Source organism: Vogesella mureinivorans (genome assembly GCF_007644035.1).
In the GTDB taxonomy this organism is placed as follows: domain Bacteria; phylum Pseudomonadota; class Gammaproteobacteria; order Burkholderiales; family Chromobacteriaceae; genus Vogesella; species Vogesella mureinivorans.
Window position 1 is genome coordinate 1 of record NZ_VMTV02001149.1, and the last position, 326, is coordinate 326.

Sequence of the window (326 nt, forward strand, 5' to 3'; positions counted from 1 at the left end):
GTTCGGCGTCCAACGGGTCTGGCGGGATTGCCCGCATGGACGGTCCAGGACGCAAGCGGCTTGACCGCAACCCCGCGCGCACCGAGCACCGCGCCCGTTTCAACGACCACGCCGGGGCCCACAAAGGCCTCGGCGGCGATCCATGCCTTCTCGCCTATGGCGATGGGGCTTGCCGTGAGCTGGAAGTGAGGGTCGTTGTAGTCGTGCGAACCCGCGCAGAGATGAGCCCCTTGCGATACCACCGCCTGGGCGCCGATGACGATGGGCGCAACGCAGTAGCAATTGACGCCCGGCCCCATGAGGCTGAACGGTCCCATGGCCAGATT

Annotated in this window: 1 protein-coding gene; it reads right to left on the bottom strand. The window is 66.9% G+C overall.

The window, feature by feature from the left end; translation table 11 throughout:
* The coding region (locus tag FLQ44_RS23260) for a putative colanic acid biosynthesis acetyltransferase (protein ID WP_147696222.1) at nucleotides 1–326 on the bottom strand (326 nt) is incomplete at both ends.